Genomic DNA, 18667 nt, shown 5'->3' with positions numbered 1-18667 from the left:
CCAGAAGGAGAGTAAACTGACCATATGACCAAAACAGTCAGTTACTCAGAATCCATCCAACTTCCCCAACGTCGTGCTCTCGTGGTGGGAATGGGGGTGACTGGACTTGCTACCGCGGGGCGCCTGGCCGCCGCCGGGTGGGAGCCAGTCCTCATCGAACGCTCCGCGGATCGTAGGCGTGGCGGGTACTTCATCTGTCTCTTCGAAGCGGGACGGTACGCCGCCGAACGACTCGGCATCCTTCCGTTCCTCCATGACCGCAATCCGCAGGGGCGCACTTTTCTCACGGATCGGAAACTGCGGTCCCAGCGTGCGCTCGGACTCAAGGACCTTCCCGGTTCGCCTTGGATGCTGTTGCGCAGCGATGTCGAGGACGCGGCTTTCGAAGCGCTTCCTGACGACGTCGAGATCCGGTACTCGACCGTTCCGGTGTCTGTGGACGCCGATGGAGATGGGGTCGACGTCACTCTCCGCAACCTCGCGAACGGTACGGAGCGAACCGAGAGGTTCGACCTAGTGGTCGGAGCTGACGGCGTGAGGTCGTCCGTGAGACGGCTGGCGTTCGGACCCGACGAGGATTTCCTGCAATCGTTCGGGTACATGATCTACGCCTTCCAGTACGAGGGTCAACCTCGCGGGATGCGGACGGGTCAGAGCCTCACCCTCGTGGAACCGGACCGTGCCCTGTGGGGGTTCGGGTTCGCCGACCACGACCCGACCATGATGCTGAGCTATCGCACGGACGACCCCGCGGGAGAACGCGCCAAGATGCCTGCTGAACGGCTACGCGAGGTGTTCAGCGACAGCCCACTCGGCGAGACTCTCAGCGATGTGCTCGAAGCGGCGGAACACGCGCCTTCACCTCTGTGGGACACGGTCGAGCAAGTACACATGCCGAGCTGGCACCGCGGAAGAGTGGTTCTGGTCGGCGACGCCGCGTGGTGCGTGACTCTGTTTGCGGGGATGGGAGTGTCCGCGGGACTGATCGGGGCCGACGTCCTGGGATCTGCTCTAGAGCGGCACCCGGAGGATGTCGACCAAGCCCTCTCCCACTGGGAAGAAACGATGCGCCCGACGATCGAGAACTATCAGCAGATCGGCGTCACCCAGCAGGCTCTCTTCGTCCCGAGAAGCCGTCGCCAGATCGCCCTCCGGCACATGATCGCGTGGTTGTCGCGTCGACGCTACGGGCACCTCGTCCTCGATCGACTGCTGCACAGTGAAGCCGACTCGCGTACCACTGATGTCGTTCTCCCTCCGGCGCCCTCATCCAACAACGGAGAGCACATGCTCGTCGCCTGATCGTGCACATCGGCCTCATGTGGGGGTGAGGGCGAGCACACCTCACACCTGTGGTGCCTGTGTCGTCAATACTTCGAGGCACACCTCGATCGCCTCACCACGAAGGGAAATCCATGAAGATCGCAATCGCAGGTGGAACCGGCACGGTCGGGCGTCACGCCGTGAGCTCGGCGCAGCAGCGCGGCCACGAGGTCGTCGTCCTCTCGCGCAAGAACGGTGTCGATGTCATCGACGGCGCCGGCCTAGATCAAGCGCTCGTCGGAGTGGATGTCGTCGTCGATGTCCTCAACACGACCACGCTTTCCACCAAGAAGGCCGTGGACTTCTTCAGCACCGTTACGCGAAACCTTCTGGCCGCAGAAGCACGGGCCAGCGTCTCACATCACGTGGCGCTGTCGATCGTGGGCATCGATTCGATCGACACCTCGTACTACGCCGGAAAACTGGCTCAAGAGCGCCTCATCCTTGCGTCCGATGTGCCGCACACCATTGCTCGCGCGGCGCAATTTCACGAGTTCGCCCAGCAGATTGCCTCTCAGACGACAGTAGGACCCGTCACCCTCGTTCCGAGAACTCTTTCGCGTCCCGTGGCCGCGTTCGAGGTGGGCGCCCATCTCATCGAGGTCGCCGAGTCGACGCCTGCAGGGCGCGCGCAAGACCTGATCGGGCCTCAGAACGAGACGCTCGTTGGCATGGTGCGTCGTATGTATGCCCACGACGGCATCTCTCGTCGAGCACTGGACATTCGCTTCCCGGGCTCGTACGGCGCTGGTCTCGCATCGGGGGCGCTGCATGGTGACGAAAGCGTGTCGCGCATCAGCGCAACCACCTTCGACGACTGGCTGGGATCCGCCACCAGAGTCAGGTAAATCGCTACTCCTCTCGTCGCGGCCGACTTAGGCCGTACTCCCATCGGTCGGTGCGAAGCGCAGGCAGCGATTTCACGTGCTCTGTGAGTCGATTGACTCTCTCGCTGCACGAGTTCCGATCGGGATACTGGCGTCGGAGGTTGTGACTCATGGTGATACTGCTCTGGATATTGAACGGCGTGCTGGCGATAGTGTTCGCCAAGACTGGTTCTTTCAAGCTAAGTCGGTCAAGGGATGATCTTCGCGCTGCCGGTATGGGTTGGGTAGACAGTTTTCCGCGCGGATCCGAGAAGGTAATCGGGTTCGCGGAGATCTTTGGGGCGATCGGATTGGTTGCCCCGCTGGTCACTGGAATCGCGCGAGTTCTCGCTCCGATCTCGGCGCTCGCGCTCATGTTCTTGCTTCTCGGCGCGATCGGGACTCACCTGCGCCGCAAAGAACGCGCGACGTTCCCGCTCGTGCTGGCTGCGTTCTGTCTGCTCAGCGCCCTTCTTGGCTTCGTGGTGATACGCGACTAAGCAAGGCAGCAGAGAACAGAGCACGCGATCTCGAGGCCCGTCTACCGTGATCTGGCGGTAGACGGGCACTCGATATACCGACGAGCTCTAGAGCTCAGTCCGCGGTCGGGATGTCGCGAACCGGGTAGAGCACGCTCCCCATTCGATACTCGCCGCGAGGGACCATGGCATCGATCGGCCCGTCGCTCTCGACCGTGATCACCTCGCGTGTGTCACCGGATGCGGCGAGGGTTCCACGCAGCAGGTCGTCCATATGGAAACGCTCCGGCCCCGCGATCTCCACTTCGCCCAGCGGTGCTGCAGCCAGAGCGACCTCGCCCAGCAGCGCTACAAGTTCATCGAGTTCCACGGGCTGAATCAGATCGCGAGGCGCCATCACTTTGCCCTCCACCGTGTGCTGGTCGGCGAGGACCGGAACGTAGCTCTGGAACTGGGTAGAACGCACGATCGTGTAGGGAAGCGTTCCCTCCTTGAGTGCGCGCTCCTGCGCCACCTTGCCGAGGTAGTAGCCGATCTCCGACGCGTCACCTTCTCCGACACCGACGATGGAGAGAAGGATGTGATGCTTGACGCCAGCTCGCTCACCCGCCGCGGACAGTGCTTTAGTCGTCCCCTCGAAGAAGTCAACAGCACCTTCTTTATCGAAACGCCCGGTATTCAGGACGTTGATTATGGTGTCAACGCCTTCGAGCACTTCCGCGACCCCTGTGCCCTGGATGTAGTCCACGCCGTCGTCGAGTCCGCCGGAGACCACCTCCACGCCGTTCTGCTCCAACAGATCTGCGACCTTCGAGCCGACTCGTCCTCGCCCGCCCGCAATTAGCACCTTCACGACTTAATACTCCTTCCGTGAAGCGGTGGTTCCGCCCACAAAGGAGTGACGATTCACGTCGGGGTAATGTGAGGACGCCTCGCTCAGCTCGTCAGCGCTGCCGAGGTCAGTATCGACTGTGAGCGCGAGTTTACGTGTTCTGACGTGTCGACTCGTCGTGTCCGGCAGGCCCTAGGGAATGATTGAGTCGATGTAGCCGCCGTCGACGCGTACCGCGGCACCGGTCGTTGCGGACGCGAGTGGGGATGCGAGGTACGCGACCATGTTCGCGATCTCCTCGGGCTCGATGAGTCGCTGCAGCAGCGACTGCGGACGGTGCAACTTCATGAACTCGCGCTGCGCTTCGTCCCACGGCAGATCCCTGTCGACCAGCTCGTAGACGAAGTCCTCCACGCCGCCAGTGTGGGTCGGGCCGGCGAGCACGGAGTTGACCGTGACGCCGGTGCCCGCAGCGTCCTTCGCGAATCCGCGGGAGACGGCGAGCAACGCCGTCTTCGACATCCCGTAGTGGATCATCTCCGCCGGTATGACGACCGCCGAGTCGCTCGCGATGTTCAGCACCCGACCCCAGCCGCGCTCCTTCATCCCGGGAAGCGACGAGCGGATCAGCCGAACGGCTGCGAGCACGTTCACATCGAAGTAGCGCCGCCACTCGTCGTCAGTGATGTCGAGGGCGGGCGCCGAGCCGAAGATGCCGAGGTTGTTGACGAGGATGTCGACGCTGCCGACGGCAGCGAGCACTGCATCTGCACCATTCGGATCCGTGACGTCACCGGGAGCCGCGATCAGGTCACGATTCGGATCCTCGCTTTCGAGATCAGCGACGACGGACGCAACGGTTTCAGGTGAGCGCCCGTTGATGGCGACACGAGCTCCCGCGTCCGCCAATGTCGCTGCTATCGCTCGCCCAATGCCCTGGGTAGAGCCGGTGACCAGGGCGGCCTTGACTTCGAGGTCGATGCGCATTTTAGGGTCCCTTCCGCCATTGTGCTGTCTCGTCCGACAACTGGAGTAGCGCTCACGCATATCGGAGACGATTGATGAGCAACGTTACGCCGAAGGTCGTTGTGCGTGTGCCGTGCCGGTTCTGCTCTTCCGGTTAGGGACGAGGTGGCCCGGAACTGATTGCACCTCGACCGGTCTGCACATGGAGCAGCTTTCCGGCGTTCTCCACGGTCGTTGGGACGGCGGCAAAGCGTACTGATGGCGCACTCGTATGGTGTTTCGATGTCCGAGCCAGCCGAGACCAAGGATCTGAGCGAGAAGATGCTGACAGGCAGTCGTGACAGGGCACGCGGGTGAGGCGCGATCTGCGTCTTCTCCCCATCGCCGGGGCGGTATGGGTGGTCGCGCTGCTCGGCGTGTTCGTACCCCCCTCGGCGGGGTGGTGCGTGCTCGTCGGGGTCGTCGGGGCATGCGTGGTGCTGGGTGCGATGCTGCGGCGCCGTGCCGTTCGAGCATCGGCGGCGGGCGTGGGGCTCGTCGTGCTCGCAGCTGCGGCGGCGGTGTCGATCACAGTCATGGTCGCGACACCGGCGCGCGAGGGCGCCGCGTCGTGGGACGGACGTGTGGTCGAGGTGACGGGGGAGGTCAGCACCTCGGCGTCGGTCGGTCGGGATGGGCGCCTGTGGATGGAGGTGCAGCTCACGGGCATCGGGTCGCCGGGGTCGGTGCGGGCGGCATCGGCTCCGGTGCGGATTGGCATCGATCCGGCCGAGGGGTTCGATCTCGGTGCCACGGTCCGGGTGAAGGGCGAGGCGGCGGCGACGGATCCGGGGGAGAGGGCAGCGCTCGTCGTGTTCGCGAGCGAGGCGTCGGTCGAGGAGCCGGCATCCGGGGTCTTCGCGGTCGCGGCCGGATTGCGCAGCGCTTTCATCGATCGGGCGCAGCGACTTCCCGAGCCCGGAGCGGGTCTGCTTCCCGGACTCGCAGTCGGCGACACCCGCGCGGTGTCGACCGAGCTGAACGATGACATGCGCACCAGCGGTCTCAGCCACCTGACGGCGGTCTCCGGAGCGAACTGCGCCATCGTCGTCGGGGCGGTGTTCTGGCTGGCTGCGCTGTGCGGCGCCGGACGGGGGACTCGAGTCGTCGCGGCCGCTCTCGGTCTCGCGGGCTTCGTCGTCCTCGTGACGCCGGAACCCAGCGTGGTCAGGGCGGCGGTCATGGCGGGTGTCGCGATGCTGTCACTGCTTCTCGGGCGGCCGAGCGCGGGTGCGGGGATGCTGGCGCTCAGCGCGAGCAGCATCCTGATCGCCGACCCGTGGCTGGCCTCGACTGCGGGATTCGCGCTCTCGGTCGCCGCATCGGGTGCGCTGATCCTGCTCTCGCCGTCGCTCACCCGCGGACTCGCGCGATTCATGCCGCAACCTCTCGCTCTCGCGATCGCCGTGCCGACGTCCGCACAGCTCGTGTGCGGCCCCGTCATCGCCCTCTTCGCAGAGCAGCAGTCTCTCGTGGGGCTCGTGGCGAACCTGCTGGCTGCGCCCGCGGCGCCGATCGCCACTGTCATCGGCCTCCTCGCGTGTCTCGCCGCTCCGGTGGGCGTTCTCGCCGACCTTCTGGCGGCGTCGGCATGGTTGCCCGCCGCGTGGATCGCGCAAACGGCCAGCATCACGGCCAGGCTGCCGTTCGCTCAGATCGCCATGGTGCCCGGCATCGCCAGCGCCGTGCTGGTCGGCGTCGTGAGCGCGGCGATCGGGGTGATTCTCGCCGATGGGTACCGCGCGGTGCCGGTCGTCAGGGGTGTCGCAGCCGCCGTGCTGGCAGTCGCGCTCGGACTGGGCGGTGCGCATGTGGTGCTCAACGGTCCGCTGGCGAGCGCGACCACTCCCGACGAATGGTCGGTCGCCGCCTGCGATGTGGGCCAGGGAGACGCACTCGTCGTGCGCTCGAAGGGGGCGATCGCCCTGATCGATACCGGGCCGGAACCGGAGCCGCTCGCCTCGTGTCTGCGCGAACTGGGTGTCGAACGCGTGGATCTGCTCGTGCTCACGCACTTCGATCTGGATCACACCGGCGGGGTCGAGGCTGTTCAGGGGAGAGTCGGCGCGGTGCTGCACGGGCCACCGGGGGAGAGCGGTGACGAGCGGATGCTGCAGCACCTCGCCGACGGCGGTGCGACGGTCGGTCAGGCGGCAGCGGGCATGCGGGGTGACCTGGGCGCGGCGTCCTGGCAGGTGCTGTGGCCGCAACGTGGGTCGGAGGCGTTCCCGCCGGGCAACGACCAGAGCGTGGTTCTGGAGATAGGTGGCGGCGGCGTACCCCGCTCGCTTTTCCTGGGCGACCTATCGGGGGAGGCGCAGCGGATGCTGGAACGCACCGCGCATCTCCGAGGCGGCTACGCGGTGGTCAAAGTCGCCCATCACGGCAGCGCCGACCAGGACTTCCCGCTCTATCAGGACCTGCACCCGAGTGTCGCGCTGTTCAGCGCAGGCGTCGACAACGACTACGGGCATCCGCGAGCGGAGACTCTGGCATCGCTCGAAGCTGCCGGTGCGCGAGTGCTGCGGACCGACCAGCAGGGCCGTCTCCTCGTCGGCCTCGCGGGAGAGGAGCTTCAGCTGTGGGCCGAGAAGCAGCCACCCTGACGACGGGGTCGACGTCTGTGGCCCCCGGTAGTCTGGAGGCATGGCTGCTTCTCGTACTCCTTCCCGCGGTGGGACCAAGGCAGCCAAGGTCCCGCAGGTGTCGTGGCGCGATCCGCGTCCGGCGCCGGTGGTGCTCGTGTTCGGCCCGGAGGAGGTCTGCGCAGAGCGCGCGATCGCCGGAGTCCGCGACTACCTCCGCACCGAAGACCCCGCGCTCGAGGTGACCGATGTCCGCGCTGATGACTACGCGCCCGGGACTCTCCTCGCGCTGACCTCGCCGTCGTTGTTCGGGGAACCCCGGCTGGTGCGTGTGTCGGGGGTGGAGAAGTGCTCGGATGCCTTCTTGCAGGAGGCTGTGTCCTACCTCGACCACCCGCAGGAGGGTGCGACAGTGATCCTGCGCCACACCGGGGCCAGCGTCCGAGGCAAGAAGCTGCTCGATGCGGTGCGCGCCGGGACGGGCGACGGCATCGAGATTCCGTGCCCGGCCATCAAGCGCGACGGCGACCGCGTCGACTTCGCTGCCGGCGAGTTCTCTGCGGCGAAGAAGCGGATCGCCCCGCCTGCGTTGCGCGCTCTGGTCTCGGCCTTCGCCGATGATCTCACCGAGCTCGCGGCGGCATGCCAGCAGCTGATCGGCGACGTCGAGGGCGATGTCACCGAAGAGGTCGTCACCAAGTACTACGGCGGGCGGGTCGAAGTCTCTGCCTTCGTCGTCGCTGACACGGCGATCGCCGGACGCTATGGCGAGGCTCTCGTGGCCCTGCGCCATGCCCTCGCCTCCGGCGCCGACCCCGTGCCGATGGTCGCGGCGTTCGCCATGAAGCTGCGCACCATGGCGCGCGTCGCCGGAAACCGCGAGCCGAGCCGTCAGCTCGCGCAGCGACTGGGAATGAAGGACTGGCAGGTCGACCGTGCGCGACGCGACCTCGCCGGATGGAACGAGCGTTCGCTGGGAATGGCCATCCAGGCGACGGCGCGCGCCGATGCCGAAGTCAAGGGTGCCGCCCGCGACCCGATCTTCGCTCTCGAGCGGATGCTCACCGTCATCGCCACCCGCCAGCCGTTCGGCGAGTGAGCGCGGTCTGACGCGCGGCAGCTGCCTCGTCCGTCGAGATCGCTGGCACATACGGTTCCGAGCACGCGAAAGAGCCCGCCCCGCGAACGGGACGGGCTCTTGTCACACCGTCAGGCGTGGAATCGGCTCAGAGAGCGGAGACCTGCTTGGCGATGGAGGACTTGCGGTTCGCAGCCTGGTTCTGGTGGATGACACCCTTGCTGACGGCCTTGTCGAGCTTGCGGGAGGCAGCCTTCAGAGCAGCCTCGGCTGCAGCCTTGTCACCGGAGACGACAGCGGCGCGGGTCGCGCGGATGTGCGTCTTCAGCTCGCTCTTCACGGCCTTGTTGCGCTCGTGAGCCTTGTCGTTGGTCTTGTTGCGCTTGATCTGCGACTTGATGTTTGCCACGTGTGGACGCTTTCTGTACGGAGTTGTTAGGAAATGCCGGCAGAAGAAGAGGGCTTCCACTCGGCGGTCGTGAGGGAAGAACCCACACGCAAGCCAAGAAACAACTCTACCAGCATCCGGGCGGTTCACCCTAAACGAGCGAGGTGTCCTCGTCACTGATGCGGTGTCGGTGCGTGTGGGTGCACAATCATCAGTATCCCGACACTCGCGTCGCGACCCCGACGTCAAGGAGCGACATGAGCCCCGCCCTCCCATCCGGATCGCCGGTGTCCGCTCTGCGGAGAGTCGGACCGCCATGGATGACCGTCTTCACGCTCGCCTGGCTGGCGATCTGGACGGTGCAGCTCACTCCGGTCCAGTTGCTCCTCCCCTTGCAGTTGAACACGTCTGAGAAGGACTGGATACCCGGCGTCATCTCGTCCGGGCTGGTGCTCGGCATCGGCGGTCTCGCAGGGATCGTCGCGGGCCCGCTGGCCGGGACGCTGTCGGATCGCGCGGCCGTCGGACGGCGGCGTCGGCGACCATGGGCGATCGGTGGCGTGCTCGTCACCGCGCTGTTCCTCGTGGTGACCGGTTTCAGTGACGGGCCCTGGGCCGTGGGAGGAGCCTGGGTCGGGGTGTCGATCGGCGTCGCGGTGTCGTCGGCCGCCTTCACCGCACTGATAGCGGACCAGCTCCCGGCGACCCAGCGTGGCGCCGCGTCCGCCGCCGTGGGCTCCAGTCAGGCGGTGGGCATCGTGCTCGGCGTCGGGCTCGTGGTGCTCCTCGGGCTCGGTATCCGTGAGGGGTACCTGCTGCTCGCCGCGATCATCGCGACGGTGGGAATCGGCGCAGCGCTGCTTCTGCCCGATCCGCCCGCGGCTGTCGACGCGACTCCGGTGACGCGTGATCGTCATCTGCTGGCATCGCTGCGCGATCGGGATTTCGCCTGGATGCTGTCGGGCCGGCTCGTGACCAACATCGGCAACGCGCTCGGCACTGCACTGTTCCTCTTCTTCCTGCTCCATGGTCTGCACCAGGAGACGACGGTGGCGCAGGACAACCTGCTGCTCCTGATCGTGGTCTACACGCTGTTCGTGGTGCTCGCATCGGTGTTCACCGGTGTGCTCTCCGATCGCACGGGCAACCGGCGTTCCCTCACGATCCTGGCGACCCTGGTGCAGGCGGCCTCCGGCGTCGTGATCGCCGTCGTGCCGACCTTCGAGGCGACGATGGTCGCCGCCGCGCTCATGGGGCTCGGCTACGGTGCGTTCTCGACCGTCGGGCTCGCCTTCGCCGCCGACCTGCTGCCCGGCGAGAGGGACCACGCCCGTGACCTCGGCATCGTCTACGTCACGGCGGCACTCGGCCAGCTGATCGGCCCGGTGCTCGGGGCGGGGCTCGTCGCGCTCGTCGGGGGATTCTGGCTGGTGTTCGCAGCAGCCGCCGTGCTGTCGCTCGTGGGCGGTGCGCTCACGGCTCTGGCGAGGCAGCCGGCGCGGGAGCCGCGGCCTCACCCGTAGCCTCGGATTCGATGGTCGCGACGGCCAACCGCAGGACGGCGTTGAAGATCTGCGGACGCATCGCCGTGACGAGGTGCGTGGTGCGCGGCACGACGATGAGCTCTGCGTGAGGCGCGAGCCGTCGGAAGAGGGCCTCGTTGACTCGCAGCTGATCCCACTGTCCGTTCACGAACCACAGCGGCACGCGGATGCGGGCGACCGCTGTCGCGAGATCGAGCGTGGCGAGATTTCGCAGTGCCGTGTCCTGGGTGTCCAGCGCATAGCCGCCGGCGGCGAAATCGGAGCGCGTCTCTTCGGGGATCGTCGCTTCGAGGATGCGCTTCGTGATCCACATCCCGCGATCGGGCAGCCGATCGACGGCGCGCGCGATCGCGCGATACGCCGCGAGACCGGCGCCTCGGGGGAGCGACGTGCACGACGCGGCGACGAGCCCCGCGACCCTCGGTGCCTCCGCTCCGCCGACGTAGGCGAGTGTCAGCAGGCCGCCCATCGAGTGCCCGACGAGCAGCACGGGACCTCGCGTCGCTGCGTCGCGCACCGCGACGTCGATGGTGTGGAGCGCCTCGTGCAGGGTGAAGTCCTCCTCCATCCGGGTGCCATGCCCGGGAAGGTCGACAGCGACGGCCCCGATGCCCTGCTCCTCGAGGAAGGCGAGTTGCGACCGCCACATCGTCGCGGACGTACGGATGCCGTGCACGAAGACGATCTGGACGCTCACGCGTTCAGCATAGAGAAAAGCGGGGCCGGTGGATGGACCACCGACCCCGCTGCGAAGCTCTGACGAGTCAGGCTCCGAATGGATTACTTCTCGTATCCCACGTTCTCCACCGGCGTGATGCCGAAGAGGTCGAGACCCACGTAGGGCTCGGGCGTGAGGTTGGCGAGGCCTTCCTTGACGGTCCAGATCTCCGGGCCGTTGAGGACCGGGATGATGCCCCAGGTCTTCGCGAAGATCTCGGACTCCATCTCCATGGCCTTCTTGGTCTGCTCGACCGGGTCCGAGATCGTCTCGAGCTCCTCGTGGATCATCGTGTCGATCTCCTCGGTGCCGGTGCCCGACAGGTTCAGGCCGCTGTCCGAGCAGTACAGCTGGCAGAACCAGGCGGCACCGAACGGGTCGGACGACGTGAAGTTGAGGAAGAAGATGTCACCGTTCTGCGTGGTGTAGTCCTCGGCGAAGTCAGCGGACGGGCGGGTGTCGATCGTCACCTCGACGCCGACCTCCTTCAGCTGCGCCTGAACGGCGAGCGAACGCGCGCGTGCGGTCTCGGTGTCGGAGTGCACGGGGAAGACGAGCGACAAGCGCTGGCCGTCCTTCTCGCGGATGCCGTCGGCACCGGCGACCCAGCCGGCCTCATCGAGGAGCTTGTTGGCACCCTCGGTGTCGCCGTCCTTGCGGCCGGCCTCCTCCAGCGCGTTGACATAGTCAGGCTGGAACGAGAAGAGGGTCAGGGACCCTGCGGGCTCCTCGGTGTAGTTCAGACCGTTGAAGACGATGTCCTTGACCTGCTCGATGCTGATCGCCTCGAACACGGCCTTGCGGACCTCGAGGTCGGACAGCACCGGGTTGGTCGAGTTCAGCGTGAAGATCGCGTTCGCGGTCGCCTGACCCTTGTAGGTCTTGACGCCTTCGAGACCCTCGACCTGTGCGAGCAGCTCGGCGCTGCCGGTCTCGGCCATGTCGACCTCGCCGTTGCGCAGTGCGTTGACCGCCGCGGTCGGCTCCATCTGGATGAAGGAGACCTTGTCGAGCAGCGGGGCGTTGCCCCACCACTTCTCATTCGGGACGAGCGTGACGACGCCGCCGGTCTTGTCGAAGTTGTCGACCGTGTAAGGGCCTGCGGCCCATTCCGGGTGCCAGTCGCCGAGGAACGCCGTGTTGAACAGCTCAGGCGTGTTGACGGCCGGGTGCAGCAGCTGCGAGTAGACCATCTCGGGCCAGGCGAACTCGCCCTTGAAGGTCACGATGACGTCGCGGTCGTTCTCGCCGGCCTCGACGGACTCGATCTCCTTCCAGCCGTCGGTCGCGTTGGGCTGGTACTCCTCGTTCTCGCCGCTCTGGGCTTCCCAGGTGGCCTTGAACGCGGTGACGTCGATGGGCGTGCCGTCGTTCCAGACGGCCTTCTCGTTGACCTTGAAGTGCAGGACGGTCTTGCCGTCTTCGACACCGAAGGAGTAGTCGTCGAGGTATGCGTCGTTCTTCTTGACGGTGCCGTCAGGATCCATCAGCAGGATCTGGGGGCGGAACCACGTCCCGATCTGGGTGACGCGGGCGTCACCGTCGCTGTGGAAGTAGTTCAGCTGCTCGGCGATGTTCGAGACGGGGATGCGGAGTTCGCCGCCCTCTGCGAGGTTCTCACGGGGCTGCGGGTTGTAGTCCGCGCCCTCGACCGTCTGAGCTTCGCCTTCACCGCTGTTGCCGCCGCCGTTGCCTGCCGGTGCGCACCCGCTCATGACGAGGGCGAAGGCGGCGCCGAGAGCAGCGATGCCCATCAGCTTCTGATGCCGTTTCATGGTACTCCTTAGTGCCTGTCGGCCTTACTTGGGATAGGGGCAGACTAACCCCGCAACTCTCGGGCGAAACCCCAGTGACACGGAACCGTTATCGGACTGTGCACATCGGTACACAGGTCAGCTGACGGCGACGGCCTCTGCGTCGAAACCCTCGACGGGAAGGATGATCCGCTCGCGCGTGCGCTCGATGTCGGGGTCGGGGATCGGGATCGCCGAGAGCAGCGCCTTCGTGTAGGGGTGCTGCGGATCGTCGAACACCTGATCGACGTCTCCGTGCTCGACGAACGAGCCCTTGTACATCACCGCGACCCGGTCGGCGATGTGGCGTACGACGGCGAGGTCGTGCGCCACGAACAGGTAGGACAGCCCGAGCTTGGCCTTCAGCTCGTCGAGCAGGTTGATCACGCCGGCCTGGATCGAGACGTCGAGAGCCGAGACGGGCTCGTCGAGCACCACGATCTTGGGGTTGGTCGACAGCGCTCGTGCGATGCCGATGCGCTGACGCTGACCGCCCGAGAACGCCTGGGGGAACCGGTCGCTGTGCGCCGGGTCGAGACCCACGAGCCCCATGAGCTCCTCGACGCGATCGAACACGTCGTCCTTGCTCATGCCGATCGCGAGCATCGGCTCGGCGATGATGTCCCAGACCGTCATGCGAGGGTCCAGCGCCCCCATCGGGTCCTGGAAGACGATCTGAAGATCACGACGGAGCTTTCGCTCCTCCGCTCGGTTCTTGATGTCAGCGACGCTCGTGCCGCCGATGCGGATGTCGCCGTCCTCTTGGGCGACGAGATCCATGATCTGGAGGAGCGTCGTCGTCTTCCCGCTGCCCGACTCGCCGACGATCGCGAGGGTCTCGCCCTGGCGGATGTCGAAGCTGATCCCCTTGACGGCGTGCACCTCGCCGACCTTGCGCTTGAAGAGCGCACCCTTCATGAGGGGGAAGGTCTTGTTGAGGTTGACCGCCTCGAGGGTGATGGGACGATCCTCGCGGGGCACCTTCGCCAGCCCGCTCTCGGGGATCTCCGGGACGGGGAAGACGGGGAGCCCGCCGATGCGTCCGTCGTCGTCGATGTCGTTCGCGCGGATGCAGGCGACGGAGTGGTCGGAGTGACCCTCGGTGGAGATGGGGAGCAGATCGGGCTCGCGCTGCAGGCACGCGTCGATCGCGATGGGGCATCGCGCCGCGAACGGGCACGCATCCGGCAGATTGATCAGGAGCGGGGGGTTGCCCTTGATCGGGATCAGCGGCACCTTCTCGGTCTTGTCCACCCGCGGGATGGCACCCAGAAGGCCGATCGAGTACGGCATCCGGGTGCGGTAGAACAGCTCGCGCACCGGGGCCTGCTCGACGGGCTTGCCGGCGTACATCACCAGCACGTCGTCGGCGGTCTTGGCGACCACCCCCATGTCGTGCGTGATGATGATCATCGCGGCGCCGGTCTCCTGCTGCGCCTTCTCCATGAGCTCGAGGATCTGCGCCTGGATGGTGACGTCCAGCGCGGTCGTCGGCTCGTCCGCGATGATGAGCTTGGGATTGTTGGCCATCGCGATCGCGATCACGACACGCTGACGCATGCCGCCGGAGAACTCGTGCGGGAAGGCCTTCATGCGGCGCTCCGCCTCGGGGATCCCGACGAGCTTCAGCAGCTCGACGGAGCGATCCCAGGCGTCCTTCTTCGACAGCCGACGATGCACCGTGAGAGCCTCGATCAGCTGGTCGCCGATCGTGAACACGGGCGTGAGCGAGGTCAGCGGGTCCTGGAAGACCATGGCCATCCCGTTGCCGCGGATCACCGAGAGCTGCTTGTCGGACTTGCCGAGCAGTTCCTGGCCGTCATAGATGATCGACCCGGTGACCTTGGCGTTGTCGTCGAGCAGGCCCATGATCGCGAGCGAGGTGACGGACTTGCCCGAACCGGATTCGCCGACGATGCCGAGGGTGCGACCCTCTTCGAGGTCGAACGAGACGCCGCGCACGGCATCGACTCGACCGGCTTCCGACGGGAAGCTGACCTTGAGGTCTCGGACGGAAAGGACAGTACTCATGCGCGACCTCCAGCCGCAGAGGTCGGATCCAGGGCGTCGCGCAGACCGTCGGCGATGAGAGCCATCGAGACGGTGAGCAGGGTGAGCGCCGCTGCAGGGAAGTAGAAGAGCCACGGTGCGCTCACCAGAGTGCTGGAGCCGTAGCCGATCAGGGCCCCGAGCGAGACGTCGGGCAGCTTCACACCGAAGCCGAGGAACGAGAGCGCGGTCTCGGTGAGGACGGCCGACACGACGCCGAGCGTGAAGTTGATCACCAGCAGCGACCCGATGTTCGGGAGCATGTGACGCAGGACGATCCGCATCCCCGAGAGCCCGGCGTAGCGAGCGGCATGCACGTACTCGCGCTCGCGGATCGACAGCGACAGGGTCCAGATGATCCGGGCAGGGAAGAACCAGCCGACGACGAAGATCATGACGAGCGAGATCACCAGCCAGTTCCCGCCGGCGTCGTTCGAGATCATCGCGAGGATCAGGAAGTTCGGGACCACCATCATGAAGTGGATGATCGCGAGCATGATCCGCTCGTACCGGCCGCCGAAGTAGGCGGCGGTGGCACCGATGAGTGCAGAGACGACCGTGGTGCCGATGGCCACGAGGGCAGCGATCATCATGGAGCGCTGAAGACCGACGGCGACCTGGGCGAAGTTGTCGTTGCCCGAACCGTTCGTCCCGAACCAGTGCTCGGCCGAGGGAGCCTGGCGCAGCGCGAGGAAGTCGAGGTCGGTGTGCGAGTACGGCGCGATGAGCGGTCCCACGATCGCGAACACCACCAGAAGCGCGAGGATGACGACGCCGATCAGGGCACCGCGGTTGCGCAGGAACCGACGCGTGTACAGCGTCAGCATCGAGGTGCGCTTGCGGTTCTTCGGCTTCTCCGGCTCGGCGATCTCGGGGGACACCCCGATGGCTTCCAGGGACATCAGCTCACCCGCACTCTCGGATCGAGGACGACCACGGCGACGTCAGCGAGGATCGCGCCGATCGCCGTCATCAGGGCGCCGAACGCCGCGACTGCGACCACGCCGTGAATGTCGTTGTTGTTCAGGGTCTGGATGAAGTACCGACCCATTCCGTTCCAGTTGAAGATCGTCTCGGTCAGCACCGCTCCGGTGAAGACCGCGGGGATCGTGAACGCGACCTGCGTCGTGACGGGGATCAGCGACGTCCGCAGCGCGTGCTTGCGGATGGCCTGCTGCTTGGTGAGTCCCTTGGCACGGGCGGTGCGAACGTAGTCCGCCTTGATGTTGTCGAGCAGCAGCGAGCGCTGCAGGAAGTGGATGGACGCGTAGCCCGTGAGCACCAGGCCGAGTGTGGGGAGCGTCAGATGTTGGAGGACGTCTATGAGGACGGGGAAGAATCCCTCGACCCCCTGACTGGAGGATCCGACGACGTAGAAGACGGTCGTGCCGACCGCGTTGTTGAAGTTGATCGCGAGCAGAACCAGAGCGAATCCCGCAACGACCGTGGGGATGTTCATCGTGATGATGCTCGTGCCCTGACCGATGCGGTCGGCCAGTTTGTACTGACGGGATGCCGTGTAGACACCGAGTGCGATGCCCAGGATGGTCGTGATGATCGTCGCCCCGAGCACGAGCTCGGCGCTGATCCAGACGCGGTATGCGACCTGCTCGTTGACGGACTCGCCTGTGGGGCCGACTCCCCAGTCCCAGCGGAAGAGGATGCTGGAGAACCAGGTCCACCATCGTTCGATCAGGGGGACCGATTCGCTGAGGTTGCGAGGCTTCAGCAGCGCATCGATCTGATCGGGCGAAAGCGGAGGTCGACGTCCGACGTAGTTGTTCTCGGGATCGAGATACAGCCACGCGAGGAAGTAGGTGATGTTCGTCGCGATGACGATCATCAGCACCCATCCCAGCAGGCGGCGCAACAGATACTTGATCAAGGTGATGATTCTTTCTCTTTTACAGACGCGCGCGGGATCCGCCGACGCAACGCTGAGCCGGGAAGACAGTCAATCACCATCAGCCGATCTGCGCGACACGACGCCTGCACTTGGTCTGTGACGGAGTCTTATCGCTCACGGGATCCGGTGTCACGGATGGCTCCCGGGCAACCTCGGCAGAATATCACCGGATCGCACGAAGCGGGCATAAGCCTCACCTCACCGTAGAATCGTCAGGACATGTCACCACGCGCTCTCACTCCGCTTCAGCCTGCCGCGACGCCTTCGGCGCAGATCCGCAACTTCTGCATCATCGCGCACATCGACCACGGCAAGTCGACCCTCGCCGACCGCATGCTCCAGATCACCGGCGTGGTCTCGGATCGCGACATGCGCGCGCAGTACCTCGACCGCATGGACATCGAGCGTGAGCGCGGCATCACCATCAAGAGCCAGGCCGTGCGGATGCCGTGGGAGATCGACGGCGAGACATTCGCGCTCAACATGATCGACACCCCGGGGCACGTCGACTTCACCTACGAGGTGTCCCGGTCTCTCGCCGCCTGCGAGGGCGCGATCCTGCTCGTCGATGCCGCCCAGGGCATCGAGGCCCAGACTCTGGCGAACCTCTACCTCGCGCTCGAGAACGACCTGCACATCATCCCGGTGCTGAACAAGATCGACCTGCCGGCGGCCGACCCCGACAAGTACGCCAAGGAGCTGGCATCGCTCATCGGCGGCAAGCCCGAGGACGTGCTCCGTGTCTCGGGCAAGACCGGTGTCGGCGTCGAGGAGCTGCTCGACCGACTGGTCAAGGAGATCCCCGCACCCGTCGGAGACGCCGATGCTCCGGCCCGCGCCATGATCTTCGACTCCGTCTACGACGCCTACCGCGGGGTCGTCACCTACGTCCGCATGGTGGACGGCAGCCTGTCGCCCCGCGAGCGCATTCAGATGATGTCGACGGGTGCCAACCACGAGGCGCTCGAGGTCGGCGTGTCGAGCCCCGAACCGGTGCCGTCCAAGGGGCTCGGCGTCGGCGAGGTCGGCTACCTCATCACCGGTGTGAAGGACGTCCGTCTGTCGAAGGTCGGTGACACGATCACGACGGCACGCAGGCCCTCGACCCAGGCTCTGCCGGGCTACACCGACCCGAAGCCGATGGTCTTCTCGGGGATCTACCCGATCGACGGCAGCGATTACGCGGAGCTCCGGGAGGCGCTCGACAAGCTCAAGCTCTCCGACGCCTCGCTGCAGTACGAGCCTGAGACCTCCGTCGCCCTCGGTTTCGGCTTCCGCTGCGGGTTCCTGGGACTCCTGCATCTCGAGATCATCACCGAGCGTCTCGAGCGAGAATTCGGCCTCGATCTCATCACCACCGCACCCAGCGTGATCTACGAGGTGCTCACGAGCGACACGGGCGAGACCGTGACGGTGACGAACCCGAGCGAGTACCCCGACGGTCGCATCGGCTCGGTGTCGGAGCCGATGGTGAAGACCGCGATCCTGCTGCCCAAGGACTACGTGGGCACGGTCATGGAGCTCTGCCAGTCGCGTCGCGGAGCACTGCTGGGCATGGAGTACTTCTCCGAGGAGCGCGTGGAGCTCCGCTACATGATGCCGCTCGGTGAGATCGTCTTCGACTTCTTCGACCAGCTCAAGTCCAAGACCCAGGGCTATGCCTCGCTCGACTACGAACCCGCCGGACAGCAGGAGGCGGACCTGGTCAAGGTCGACATCCTGCTGCAGGGTGACAAGGTCGACGCGTTCAGCTCGATCGTGCACCGCGACAAGGCCTACGCCTACGGCACGCTGATGACGGAGCGACTGCGCAAGCTGATCCCTCGCCAGAACTTCGAGGTGCCGATCCAGGCCGCCATCGGCGCCAGGATCATCGCCCGCGAGACGATCAGGGCGCTGCGCAAGGATGTGCTCGCCAAATGCTACGGCGGTGACATCAGCCGCAAGCGCAAGCTCCTCGAGAAGCAGAAAGAGGGCAAGAAGCGCATGAAGATGGTCGGTCGTGTCGAGGTGCCGCAGGAGGCGTTCATCGCAGCGCTCTCCGGCGACGTCGAGGGCAAGGACAAGAAGTAGGACCTTCGGGCCGGGCTGTTCCCGGCGT

Annotated in this window: 15 protein-coding genes; 7 read left to right on the top strand and 8 right to left on the bottom strand. The window is 65.8% G+C overall.

Features of this window, described 5'->3' with window-relative positions; genetic code table 11:
• The first annotated feature begins 24 nt into the window (after positions 1 to 24).
• From SOM10_RS04365 to SOM10_RS04355, 3 genes are all read left to right on the top strand, one after another.
• Positions 25 to 1302, top strand: coding sequence for an FAD-dependent monooxygenase (locus tag SOM10_RS04365; protein WP_341850233.1), 1278 nt, complete (start codon positions 25 to 27; stop codon positions 1300 to 1302).
• Positions 1303 to 1415: 113 nt separating this feature from the next.
• Positions 1416 to 2171 carry an SDR family oxidoreductase gene (locus tag SOM10_RS04360; RefSeq protein ID WP_320488593.1) on the top strand — a complete coding sequence of 252 codons (756 nt, stop codon included), beginning with the start codon at positions 1416 to 1418 and terminating at the stop codon, positions 2169 to 2171.
• 149 nt (positions 2172 to 2320) lie between these two features.
• Positions 2321 to 2689 (top strand): DoxX family protein, encoded by a 369-nt coding sequence (locus SOM10_RS04355; RefSeq protein ID WP_320488591.1) that lies wholly within the window; start codon positions 2321 to 2323, stop codon positions 2687 to 2689.
• Positions 2690 to 2783: 94 nt separating this feature from the next.
• Here SOM10_RS04355 and SOM10_RS04350 read toward each other — a convergent pair whose 3' ends face one another.
• The gene (locus SOM10_RS04350) at positions 2784 to 3521 is read right to left on the bottom strand and encodes an SDR family oxidoreductase (RefSeq protein ID WP_320488589.1); all 738 of its coding nucleotides are present in this window, start codon (positions 3519 to 3521) and stop codon (positions 2784 to 2786) included.
• 171 nt (positions 3522 to 3692) lie between these two features.
• Entirely contained in the window at positions 3693 to 4487 is a 795-nt protein-coding gene (locus SOM10_RS04345; RefSeq protein ID WP_320488588.1) for an SDR family oxidoreductase, read from the bottom strand.
• 332 nt (positions 4488 to 4819) lie between these two features.
• Between SOM10_RS04345 and SOM10_RS04340 the strand changes: the two genes are divergently transcribed.
• A complete protein-coding gene (locus tag SOM10_RS04340) occupies positions 4820 to 7111 on the top strand; it encodes a ComEC/Rec2 family competence protein (RefSeq protein WP_320488587.1) in 2292 nt (763 codons plus the stop codon).
• A gap of 40 nt (positions 7112 to 7151) precedes the next feature.
• Positions 7152 to 8189, top strand: a complete 1038-nt coding sequence (gene holA / locus SOM10_RS04335) for a DNA polymerase III subunit delta (protein WP_053096547.1) — start codon at positions 7152 to 7154, stop codon at positions 8187 to 8189.
• Between the two features lie 127 nt (positions 8190 to 8316).
• Here holA and rpsT read toward each other — a convergent pair whose 3' ends face one another.
• On the bottom strand, positions 8317 to 8577 hold the full coding sequence (gene rpsT / locus SOM10_RS04330) for a 30S ribosomal protein S20 (protein ID WP_053096545.1): 261 nt from the start codon (positions 8575 to 8577) through the stop codon (positions 8317 to 8319).
• Positions 8578 to 8813: 236 nt separating this feature from the next.
• On the opposite strand from rpsT, the gene SOM10_RS04325 reads away from it, so the two are divergent.
• Entirely contained in the window at positions 8814 to 10079 is a 1266-nt protein-coding gene (locus SOM10_RS04325) for an MFS transporter (protein WP_320488586.1), read from the top strand.
• On the opposite strand, the gene SOM10_RS04320 is transcribed toward SOM10_RS04325, so the two are convergent.
• From SOM10_RS04320 to SOM10_RS04300, 5 genes are all read right to left on the bottom strand, one after another.
• Positions 10030 to 10797: an alpha/beta fold hydrolase gene (locus tag SOM10_RS04320; RefSeq protein ID WP_072591399.1), complete on the bottom strand. Its 768-nt coding sequence runs from the start codon at positions 10795 to 10797 to the stop codon at positions 10030 to 10032. The genes SOM10_RS04325 and SOM10_RS04320 overlap by 50 nt on opposite strands.
• Before the next feature lie 83 nt (positions 10798 to 10880).
• Positions 10881 to 12593, bottom strand: a complete 1713-nt coding sequence (locus SOM10_RS04315) for an ABC transporter family substrate-binding protein (protein ID WP_053096539.1) — start codon at positions 12591 to 12593, stop codon at positions 10881 to 10883.
• 117 nt (positions 12594 to 12710) lie between these two features.
• A complete protein-coding gene (locus SOM10_RS04310) occupies positions 12711 to 14642 on the bottom strand; it encodes an ABC transporter ATP-binding protein (protein ID WP_320488585.1) in 1932 nt (643 codons plus the stop codon).
• Positions 14639 to 15562, bottom strand: a complete 924-nt coding sequence (locus SOM10_RS04305; protein WP_053096534.1) for an ABC transporter permease — start codon at positions 15560 to 15562, stop codon at positions 14639 to 14641. Before SOM10_RS04305 ends, SOM10_RS04310 begins: the two co-directional genes overlap by 4 nt.
• Positions 15562 to 16545, bottom strand: coding sequence for an ABC transporter permease (locus SOM10_RS04300; RefSeq protein ID WP_053096532.1), 984 nt, complete (start codon positions 16543 to 16545; stop codon positions 15562 to 15564). Before SOM10_RS04300 ends, SOM10_RS04305 begins: the two co-directional genes overlap by 1 nt.
• Before the next feature lie 240 nt (positions 16546 to 16785).
• Between SOM10_RS04300 and lepA the strand changes: the two genes are divergently transcribed.
• Entirely contained in the window at positions 16786 to 18639 is a 1854-nt protein-coding gene (gene lepA / locus SOM10_RS04295; RefSeq protein ID WP_053096530.1) for a translation elongation factor 4, read from the top strand.
• The last annotated feature ends 28 nt before the right edge of the window (positions 18640 to 18667 follow it).

The organism is Microbacterium sp. CFBP9023 (assembly GCF_034045055.1).
Classification (GTDB): domain Bacteria; phylum Actinomycetota; class Actinomycetes; order Actinomycetales; family Microbacteriaceae; genus Microbacterium.
This window is presented reverse-complemented; position numbering and strand designations above follow the sequence as displayed.